Below are 10,001 nucleotides of genomic sequence, written 5' to 3' on the forward strand. Positions count from 1 at the left end.
ACCATCCCCAACTTCGAAATCGAAGAAACCCTGCCAACTACTTGACGCGGGACAGAAGGGCCCTATCTCCTTGGTGCCGTTCGTACCGTCGTCGAGCACGACGCCCGAGGGGTCGTGCTGCGCCTGGATGTCGAGGACATCCTGGACGATGCAATCGACACGAATGCAGATGTCCAGACAACCCTTGAACAACTCGGACTCGACCCCGAATCTGTCGATCTCGTTATAGACGCTGGCCTCCTAGAAGGGGCCGTCCCCGTTCAGGCGGCAGTTGCGGGTCAGTGCATCGGGAGAATCGTCGACATCGAGCGTTGGCGCAATGTGGTCGTAGCGTTCTCCGCATTTCCGACGCCGCTGTCGGCGGTTGTTCCGGTTTCGTCTGTGCGCGCAGTGCCTCGCTCCGATGCAACCGCGTTCCTCGCGACGAGACGCTTAACCGAGCGTTCAATTGTCTTCAGCGACTACACGCTTGGCAGCCCCAACTACGACAGTGTTCCGTTTACACCAATTCCAAACATCCGGTACGCGTCAGGGGCGGAATGGATCATCCACAGAGCGGCGGAACGCAAGGGCCCCGGCCCTCAGTTTCGTCAACTCGCTAAAGATGTAGTCGGCGCGGCGTATTTTTCTGGAGCGGCATTTAGCCCAGGCGACCAGCAAATTGCTGACGTTGCGACTGGAGCCTCCGGGCCAGGAAACCCGACGACACACCTGCGCGCCGGGATTTCTCGTCATATACATGTTGTGCTTGAACGTCTCGCCACCCTTGGCGAGCCGTGAGAAAGTCTGTAACTATCGACTTTAGCTGCGCCAGGTCTGAGACGGAGCACAGTCGTTTTTCCAAGACATCCCGTTGCTTGGAGCGAAAACCATCTGCCGCGTGAAGTCGATCCAGGGCACGGACAAGTTCGTCGCGCCACAACAAAGACACAAGTGCCTCCTTGTGCACTGTCCTGATTGGACGCGGCGTTCGGAATTGTTTGTATTCCAGGCTGTCCGGGACATCTTTGTTCCGGCGCACAACGGCGAGTCCCCATCCGGGCCGAAGGATTGCACGCGCGCGCGCCAAATGTCGGTCGGTAACTACCAAAGTGCAGAAGTCGAAGACGCCGCCGTAAACCTCCATCTGTCTTGGCAGGCGAGCGAGACTATCGAAATCGCTCTTCAACTCGAAGCCAGCAAGGTGGTCCCCGATCAACGCTATGTCGATTCGGCCAGCGTCACCAATCACAAACTCCTCGACCAATTTGGTGCCTAGCGGGCGCGGTTCAGGTGCCACTATTGAGCGGACAAGACTGCGGATCTCGCGCTCAGTCACCGGATTCATAGCCTTGATGATAAATGCGCACACCGCCCCGCGCACACTAGGTAAATCCCGGGCGAGTCGTCGCGGACCTAGAACGCTCTAGGGCCTAATCGCTTTGTTCAATAGACGCGACCAACGATGTTCTCGCGCCGAGCGAGCTCATCCAAGATTGCATCGAAGCGCTCGGCTCGCCCCTGTTTGAGCGATCCCACGCCCGTCACGAGGCTGCGCCCCACCCGCTCCCCCAGACGCCGGCCCTCGCTGCGCTCGGGTCGGCGCCCGGGGCCCCGCGCGGGCGGGGACCCCATTAGTCAGCAGCGAGTTCTGAAAAAAGCCGGTGGGCACGAAGGTCGCTTTGCGACCACGTGCCCACCGGCTTTTTTCAGAACGTCGGGCTGACAGGATTTGAACCTGCGACCCCTTGACCCCCAGGCGTCCAAACGGCTCCGACCAAGCCGGATTCCGCGTGATTCCGGGGTCAGATCATGCAGAACACGTCACGGGATGCATGGTTTGCATGATTCTGGTCCCCTTCTGGTCCCCTTCTGGTCCCCCTACGACCGAGCGAGATGATCGCCGCGTGGCTCTTGTCCTGGCGTCCCTCGCTCAGCCCCAACTCGGCTCTCCGGCGGCCGGAACCGCGAAGCGTGCGCGACGATCGTCTGGCCAACAACCTCGCCGAGGCGCACTGGTACGGCGTTGCCGATGAGGCGTCCCAGCACGCTGAAGCGGACGGGCTCGCCCGGAGGTACGAACTTGTACTTGGGTGGGAAGGTCTGCAAGATCGCAGCTTCCCGCAAGGAGATGGCCCGATCCTGCTCGGGGTGACCGAACCGCCCGTTCCCGTACCCGAAGCACTGGGTAGTGATCGTCGGACTCGCGTCGTCCCACGACATCCGGCCATACACACTCGGATACGTGGCGCCCGTGCTCTTCCGATGACAGGCGGCCTGGAGCGCATCGGGCCAGTCGCGCCATGTACCGCCCGGCTTCGAGTGGCGTATCCGTTCAAGGTTGGTTTTACTCAATCGTGACGCGACATGCAGACGGTCTTTCGGGTCTGACTCACCAGCCTCGATCGGACGGAGGCGACCGATGGCCTCCCGCACGGTCCTCACACGCTCGGTGTCTTGCGCCAGCGTGAGGCCGTCAGCGCCCAGCTTGGAGGCGATGAGAACCAGGCGCTTGCGTGTCTGCGGGATGCCCACCCGGACCGCTTGAACGACAGACCACTCAACTGAATAGCCATCCAAGTTCTCCAAGAACTGATCGAAGACGGGATGGTCGAGTAACTGAGGAACATTCTCCATCGTGACCAGATCGGGCTGGACTTCCTTCACGAGCTTGCCGAACGTCTCAACAAGTTGCCAGTCGTCTCCGCGCTTCTTGCTCCTGCCCGACCGGCTGTACGTTGAAAACGGCTGGCATGGGGCGCATCCAGCGATCATGCTGATGTCGGCACCGCCAATCATGGCTGCAACGTCAGACGCCGAAAGTTCATTGACATCACGTTCAATGAACTTGGCCTTGTTATTGGCCTCGTAGGGATACTTGCACGCCGGGTCGATATCGATGCCCGCAACAACTTCGATACCTGCCTGGACGAGGCCGTATGTCAGGCCGCCAACTCCGCAGAACAGATCGACGGCACGAATCGTCGGAGCGTTCTCGCCCTCACTCATCAAGCGACCACTCCTTCCGTCTCCATCTGCTCTTTGCTCTTCGCAATCTCGACCTGGATAAAGCTCACGAAACATCCAACTGCTTCTCTCAGATAGTCTCCGACCGCAGTAGCGAGGACCTTGAGCTCCGCTACCGTCACGCCATCGCTGCAGTCAACGAATGACAGCGACCCATGAGCAAGTCCGTTGCGACGGTTCTTAACTAGTTTGAGGGCGCCCATGTCATCTCGAATGTGACGCTTTGCCGCTTCGAGGACATCAGGTGAGAGCGTCAGGCCACAGCCAACTCGTTCACATATCTTCTCAATCGAAGAGTCGTCCCAGTTTCCGCCCCCACCAGGTTCGATCTTGAACCCTTTGACAGGCATCTGCTGCAACAACTGCTCGCACAGATCAAGTGCCGCTTGCAGACGTTTGTCCGGCCCCAGATCGCTATGAGTGCGCGCGATCGAACGCACCCACTCAGTTCGGAGACCAATGCTTAGCTCGCTCGGACGCCGTTCCGCTTCCTCGACGGCGGCGACAACCGCTTCCAAGCATCGGAGCACGGTGGCTTCTACGAGGTTGTAGAGCTGTAGGTAGAGACTTGAGTTGAGAATCTTCTTCTGCTCAGTGGTGATCGGAGCGTCGGTTCCACGCAGGCGGGGTGTGCCCTCGCGGGCGGCATCCTCGACGTTCTGCAGAAAAGAGAGGTACGCCTCTATTTCTTCGTACCTCTCCTCAAAAAACGGAGCAAGATCAATCGTCGCCATGCCCCACCAGCTTGTGCTTCACGAAATCAATACGTCCGCGAAGGCGAGCGATCGCATTCGCACCGTCCGAACTCGTGATCTTCTGGAACTCCGGCAGACCAATCCAGGAGGCGACATCAATCTGGTCGGCCGGGCGGTCGGCAAGCTCCGGCATCTCAGCCAGTGCCCGGTCAACGCCGATAGCAATCGACTCGAATCGCGTCCGCGGCGTGGCCGTGCTCTTCTCGGCTTTACGGAATCCGAACGGGAAATTGCGTGACACAAAATCAAGAACAGCATTGAACCGCTGGCGATATGCGTCCGCCAGGTCCGGGTTTGAAGCGAACTCTTGATTCATCTTCTTTGAGTAAGTGAAGAGGAAGTCGGAAGGCCGGTCTCGATAGCCGTCAAGACCGTCTCCGTAAGCGAAGAGTCGCGTGACGAGTTCCTCGTAGCCACGCTCTCTCTTGGCCTTCGCTGGCATCGGCGCGAGCTGGGCAAGGAGCGGCACGTTAGCAAGTTCAGTTACAACGTCCAGGAACGGCCCAGCGAGAGCGCCACGACGAATCTCTGCATTGTTGGCGATCTTGCTGCCCGTGTTGATGCGCTCAAACATGTCGAGCCGCGCCGCCTCATCGGCATGCTCATTCAGAACGATGCCGCGAACTGATCGGTTCTTGATCTTTCGCTGCCTCGACTCGGGGAGGTCATCGAAACGGAATCCCGACAGATGTGTCAGAGGATCAAGTTCGCCAAGCTGGAATCCGCCGTAAATGAACTCTTCGATAGTGCGCAGTCTCTGCGAGCCGTCAACGATTTCCAGCCGCCCGTCCGGCATCTCCCAGAAGAAGATGAACGGAATCGGAAGACCCATAATCAATGACTCAATGAACCGAGACTTACGACGCTCCTCCCAGGTGAACTCGCGCTGATACGCGGGCACGACATATTCGCCGTCGCGGACCTTCTGGGCCAGCAGCTCGACGGAATACTCCGTGAGGAAGAAGTCGATTCGTTTGGACTGCTCAACGATCTGCGCTTCGGCAAGCTCGATCTGCTCCGCAGTCGGTCGATCCTTGGACCGCGCCACCATCGCACCTCCTCCTTCTGCTTGCTTCACCTCCGACAGGTAGGCCTTGCCTCTAGGCTACCGGGGCGCTGCCCTTGCCACCGCGACGACAGGCGGGCGAACCCCAAGCCCACGTCACAGGATGCCGGGTGCCTCCGACATCTGTCGGCTGCCCTCGCCCTCCCCCACGTCGGCGACTCGTCGGACCCTCCGTTCCTGTGCTTGGACGAGCACGAGCTGGACGAGGCTGACCGGCCCGATCCAGAAGAACTTGAGGGCGTTCCACGCGAACAGCAGGACCAGCAGGTAGAGAGGACCGGGGCCTTCCCGCAGGATGATCGTGTGGCAGATCGCTGTGGCGTAGTAGTAACCGCCGCCCAGGAGCAGCATGGCGGGGATGCCCCACTTCAAGCCTCGACGGCGGTAGCGGATGGCGCCGAGCAGCAGGTTCGTGGGCGCGTACTGGAAGACGCCGTAGCCTCGTTCGCTCAGGTTCATGGATTGGCGAATCATTGCGGGCCTCTTTCCTCGTCATAGCGCGACGTGTTCCGTCGTGGAGGCGGCTATGAACCGAGTGCCCGCGAGGGGCCGTCCCGAAGGACCCGCGTAGTTTGCTGAACCTGCCTCATCTCACAGTCTACGACTGACGTGTGACGGAGGGAACCCCTCGCTGAGCGCAAGAGCGTGTACCTCGTCGGTGACCTTGGAGCGAGAGGACACCGATCATGGCGACGATGGCCGAGCAGGTACAGGACGAGCGGCAGGCGCGAGCCGTGCTGTCGATGATCGCCGAGCCGAACGACCCAGCCACCGGCATTGTCCTCGCCCATCACGGCGGCGTCGAGACGCTGCGCCTGATCCAGGCCGACGACGACGTGCCCTGTCTCGCTCGCGCCGAGGCGCTGATGTGGCGCGAGCGGCTTACCGAACGGATCACGCCCGGCCTGCTGGATCAACTGGCGCAGGCGGAGCGGCACGGGTTCGGCACGCTCATTCCTGCCGACAAGGAGTGGCCCGCCGGCCTGAACGACTTGGGCGATCGTGCTCCGTACCTGCTGTGGATGCGCGGGGCGGTCTCGTTCCTGATGACGCCACTGAGCGATCGAGCCACGATCACCGGCTCTCGTGCCTCAACCCAATACGGCGAGCACGTCACGGGCGAGCTGGCGATGGGCCTGGCCGATGAGGAACGGGTCATCGTCGCCGGTGGCGCTTACGGGATCGAAGGGGCCGCGCACAAGAGCGCGCTGGCCGCGGGCGGTCAGACGATCGCGGTCCTGGCCGGTGGGCTGGATCGTCCCTACCTGGCCGGACATTCCGAGCTGCTGAACCGGATCGGGGATATCGGGCTGCTGGTCAGCGAACTGCCACCCGGCTCTGCGCCGACAAAGCACAGGTTCCTCGCCCGTAGTCGCCTGTTGGCGGCACTGTCGGGTGCGACCGTGATCCCCGAGGCCGGGCCTCGATCCGGGTCGATGACCACGGTCATCGACGCACGCGACCTCGGCCGGGGCGTCGGCGCCGTGCCTGGTCCGCTGACCAGCGTCGCGAGCGCCGGACCGAACGTACTCATCAAGCAAGGATTCGCCTCGCTCGTCACGCAGCCCAGCGACGTGATCGACCTTCTCGACGCCGACCCGAGCCCAGGTCGGGCCATGACCCGACCCGAGATCGGACGCGAGTTCGGGCACCGGCGGCCGTCACGGAGCACGCCCGGACGCTCTCTCTGAGTTCGAGGTGCCCGCGCCGAGAACGCCGCGCGGGTGCTCCGCTCTGCTTCTGAGATAGTCTTGGGGCTATGGGGTCACCTGAGTCAGACAGAGCAGGGCTGCCGGCACGCCGGTAGCCCTGGATGCTGACGTTCTTCCCCACCAGCCTCGTCGCACGCGCGCCCTGAGTCGTCGCGTCCGTTGAGCCCGTGCATCCGAAACACCGGCCGTGCCTTTCGCACCCGTATTCGTCTCATGTTTCGGAAAGCACTCTCATGCCCTTCTTGCTGTATCTACTTGCCCTCGCCGTCTTCGCTCAAGGAACTTCCGAGTTCGTCTTGGCTGGCCTGCTACCGGCTATCGCCACCGAGCTTGGCGTCTCACTGAGTCAGGCCGGTCTCCTGACCTCCGCGTTCGCGGTCGGAATGGTCATCGGCGCGCCGGTGATGGCCGCTAGCGGCCGGAGGCTATCGCCGCGGTGGACCATGACCGGGTTCCTCGCCGTCTTCGTGGTCGCACATGTCGTCGGTGCCGTCACTGGGTCGTTCGTCATTCTCATCCTGACCCGGTTTGTCGCTGCGTTGGCGAACGCCGGGTTCCTTGCCGTCGCTTTGTCGACGGTCGGCCAGATCGTTCCCGCCCACCGGCGCGCACGCGCCCTGGCTGTGATCCTCGCTGGCACCACGCTCGCGCTGATCGCCGGTGTTCCTCTCGGGGCTCTTGTCGGTGAGGCATTGGGATGGCGCACGACCCTGTGGGCCATCGCTATCATCTGCGTACCCGCACTTATCGCGGTGGTCACGGCGACGCCGACCCGGCCTGACCCGACTGCAGTAGCCACCGCACCGACAACGTTGGGTGCAGAGCTCTCGGTCTTGCGTCGGCGCCCGCTACAAGTCGTCGTGGTCCTGGCGATCTTGGTCAACGGAGCGACGTTCTGCACGTTCACCTACTTGGCTGTGATCGCCGCTGGACCGGGTGGCATCGGTGACCGGGCGGTGCCGGCGCTCCTGGCATTGTTCGGCATCGGCGCCTTTGCTGGTGTCACCTTGGCCGGCCAGCTCGGAGACCGTCACTGGCGCCCGCTGATCGCGATAGCGAGTCCGCTCCTGCTTGTCGGCTGGGCGACTCTCGCCCTGGCACCGACGAGCCCCGCTCTGCTGTGGGTTCTAGCCTTCACACAAGGCGCTCTTTCCTTCACCGTCGGCAGCGCGCTGATCGCCCGGATCATGGCCGAGGCGGAAGCAGCCCCAACGATGTCTGGGTCGTTCTCTACTGCGGCACTCAACATCGGGGCGATCATCGGCCCCATTGCTGGCGGTCTCGCCCTCAACCTCGCCGGAACACGCGGCATCGCTCTGACCAGTGCCATATTCGTCGGCCTCGCTCTGCTTCTGTGGTGGTACCGCACGAGGGCGCATCGGGAGCGTGTCAACTAGGACGGTGGGTCGTCGGACGACACGCATCACTGGGATTCGACAGCGTGATGTCTCCCCGTCGCAGTGGAGCACTCTGGTTCGAGCCGGTCATTGCTCGAACCAGAGTGCTCCGTGCTGCCGTCGTACCGTCGGCCTATGACTGTGTGACCATAACGATCGTCCGTGACGGCGGCGCGGTCTTGGTCGGTGAGTTCGGGAAGCAACTAGTCAATGCCGGTGACGTGATCCTGCTCGGTCCGAACACGCTGTGCGGTGGTGAGCCCGAAGGCCGTATCACGATGACGACAATCTATGCCGACACCGACTATGTGGTCGATCAAGTGTTCTGGCAGTACGTCGGGATGCTGCAAGATCGTCTCGATGCGCAGGTTTTTTACGCCGCCACCTATGTTGAGCCCGCCCAGATTCTTCGACTCGGCGAGGATCGGGCGGAGTCGTTAACGCCGTGGCTGGACGAACTGGTCGCGCTAAGTATCGAAGGCCGGCCAGTGGAGAACTTCTACCGAATGCAGGCGCTCTGGTTCTCGATCACGCACGTCATCGCCCCCTTCATCAAGACCTCTCCGATCCGAACATCCTCAACGCAGCAAGCGACAACGTGGCCCACGTTGCCTCGGCATCGCCGGTTCACCCCGCTGCGCATGGAGGCGCGGAGAGCCGCGGAACTGCTGCGCGCGGACATTGAGCGCCGTTGGTCGGTGTCGGACCTTGCCGATGAAGTCCATTTGTCTAAGTCGCAGATGGGGCGGGTGTTTGTGGAAGCGTACGGCAAGTCGCCCATCGCTTACCTAACAATGCTCCGCACAGAACGGATGGCTCATCTTCTCCGCACTACCGACCGGCCACTTTCCGCTATTGCTCGCGAAGTCGGCTGGCGTGATTCAGACTTCGCTGCGCGACAGTTTCGCCGCGGTATCGGCGTCACGCCAAATCAGTACCGGAGCATCGAACATGCTAAGTCTGCTCGATTGGTAGTCGGGTGACGTGCGGCCACAGGTGCTCATTCACAGACTCGGCGTCCGCCGCCCGACAGCCACAGGCCGTATCTGCTCCGTCGTGGTGCCCTCGATCGTGGCGGCGCGGGCGCGGTTCAGGGCGGCGCGGGCGCGGATCGCGTCAATCTTCTGGCTGGTGCTCTCCGGGTCGGGGCCGAACGGGGTGCGGTCGTCGGTGATGCCGTAGCGGTCTCGGTATGCGGCGATGGTGCGGGCGGCGCGCCACCATGCCGCCTGCTGCTTCTTGTCCTTCGGTGCCTGGCCGAGGCTGGCCGTCCACGGTTCCTTCTCGGTGAGCGCGGTACGGAGTATGGCGTCGGCGCGGGCCTCGATCAGCTCGCGGCGCTCGTCCAGGGCTTGGCGCATGTCCTCGGCCATCTGCCCGCCGGCGTGCGGGATGAGCCCGACGATCAACCGCGGGGGCTTGCGTGTGCGTCCCGATCCGGCAGGCCGGACGGTGGCACGAGCGACGCGGGCGTGAAGGACGGAGGCGATGTCGTCGGCATCGCGCAGGCCCCGCGCGGCCACCAGCTTGGGCAGCAGCACGTCGAGGTCGTGGTGGTTGGCCTCGGCGTGGCGCAGCTCGGCCGACAGAGCACCGTAGGCGTCGGAGGCGAGCACGTCTTCGACCTGCTCGACAGTGAGGCCGGAGGCTTGCAGGAAGGTGGCCCAGCGGTCGTGCTGCGCGGCTTGCGCGATCGTGTCGTACTCGGCTGCGAGCTGCGCGATCGAGCCCCAGCGGTCTTGCTCGGCGGCGATCGTCTCGTGCGCCGACAGCTCCGCGCCGATGTGCTGCAACACGCCGTAGAGGATCGAGCGGGCGGTGACGTTCGGGTTGTCGCCGGGACGCGGCACCGCGTGCTCGGCGTCCTCACGGTCGACGGCGACGTAGGCGTGGTTGTTGGTGGCGCCGCGGGTCATGGAGACGTAGCAGTTCTCCCGCGTCGTGGTGGCGGTGACGACCGCGTGCGCGGTGTCGGTGGTCACGCCTTGGGCACGGTGCGCGGTGATCGCATAGCCGAGGTGCCCTAAACGCACTCACCTGTGATCGTGCGCGTGTGCGCGGTTGT

8 protein-coding genes and 2 pseudogenes are annotated in these 10,001 nt (G+C 62.9%); 4 read left to right on the forward strand and 6 right to left on the reverse strand.

Annotation, left to right across the window (positions count from 1 at the left end; translation table 11 throughout):
* Nucleotides 1-90 precede the first annotated feature (90 nt).
* Nucleotides 91-738 (forward strand): annotated as a pseudogene (locus tag Q0Q23_RS19145) (hypothetical protein); the annotation flags it as partial.
* On the opposite strand, the gene Q0Q23_RS20005 reads toward Q0Q23_RS19145, so the two are convergent.
* The 5 genes from Q0Q23_RS20005 to Q0Q23_RS19170 form a co-directional block, all read right to left on the reverse strand.
* Nucleotides 641-1,327, reverse strand: a complete 687-nt coding sequence (locus tag Q0Q23_RS20005; RefSeq protein ID WP_363316272.1) for a sce7726 family protein — start codon at nt 1,325-1,327, stop codon at nt 641-643. The pseudogene Q0Q23_RS19145 and the gene Q0Q23_RS20005 overlap by 98 nt on opposite strands.
* 533 nt (nt 1,328-1,860) lie before the next feature.
* Nucleotides 1,861-2,988: a DNA cytosine methyltransferase gene (locus Q0Q23_RS19155; protein ID WP_007926561.1), complete on the reverse strand. Its 1,128-nt coding sequence runs from the start codon at nt 2,986-2,988 to the stop codon at nt 1,861-1,863.
* Nucleotides 2,988-3,740 (reverse strand): MAE_28990/MAE_18760 family HEPN-like nuclease, encoded by a 753-nt coding sequence (locus tag Q0Q23_RS19160; RefSeq protein ID WP_083853677.1) that lies wholly within the window; start codon nt 3,738-3,740, stop codon nt 2,988-2,990. Before Q0Q23_RS19160 ends, Q0Q23_RS19155 begins: the two co-directional genes overlap by 1 nt.
* Complete coding sequence (locus Q0Q23_RS19165) at nt 3,727-4,812, reverse strand: DUF262 domain-containing protein (protein WP_007926559.1); 1,086 nt, start codon at nt 4,810-4,812, stop codon at nt 3,727-3,729. Before Q0Q23_RS19165 ends, Q0Q23_RS19160 begins: the two co-directional genes overlap by 14 nt.
* A gap of 111 nt (nt 4,813-4,923) precedes the next feature.
* Nucleotides 4,924-5,286: a hypothetical protein gene (locus Q0Q23_RS19170; protein WP_007926557.1), complete on the reverse strand. Its 363-nt coding sequence runs from the start codon at nt 5,284-5,286 to the stop codon at nt 4,924-4,926.
* 227 nt (nt 5,287-5,513) lie between these two features.
* Here Q0Q23_RS19170 and Q0Q23_RS19175 point away from each other — a divergent pair, with 227 nt between their 5' ends.
* The 3 genes from Q0Q23_RS19175 (at nt 5,514) to Q0Q23_RS19185 (ending at nt 8,919) form a co-directional block, all read left to right on the forward strand.
* A complete protein-coding gene (locus Q0Q23_RS19175; RefSeq protein WP_007926555.1) occupies nt 5,514-6,518 on the forward strand; it encodes a DNA-processing protein DprA in 1,005 nt (334 codons plus the stop codon).
* Nucleotides 6,519-6,772: 254 nt separating this feature from the next.
* Nucleotides 6,773-7,936 (forward strand): Cmx/CmrA family chloramphenicol efflux MFS transporter, encoded by a 1,164-nt coding sequence (locus Q0Q23_RS19180; protein ID WP_128277088.1) that lies wholly within the window; start codon nt 6,773-6,775, stop codon nt 7,934-7,936.
* A gap of 143 nt (nt 7,937-8,079) precedes the next feature.
* Nucleotides 8,080-8,919: a helix-turn-helix domain-containing protein gene (locus tag Q0Q23_RS19185; protein ID WP_007926549.1), complete on the forward strand. Its 840-nt coding sequence runs from the start codon at nt 8,080-8,082 to the stop codon at nt 8,917-8,919.
* A 21-nt stretch (nt 8,920-8,940) separates the two neighbouring features.
* On the opposite strand, the pseudogene Q0Q23_RS19190 reads toward Q0Q23_RS19185, so the two are convergent.
* Nucleotides 8,941-9,954, reverse strand: a pseudogene (locus Q0Q23_RS19190) (conjugal transfer protein); the annotation flags it as partial.
* Between the last annotated feature and the right edge of the window lie 47 nt (nt 9,955-10,001).

This window comes from uncultured Leifsonia sp., assembly GCF_945957465.1.
GTDB lineage: Bacteria > Actinomycetota > Actinomycetes > Actinomycetales > Microbacteriaceae > Leifsonia.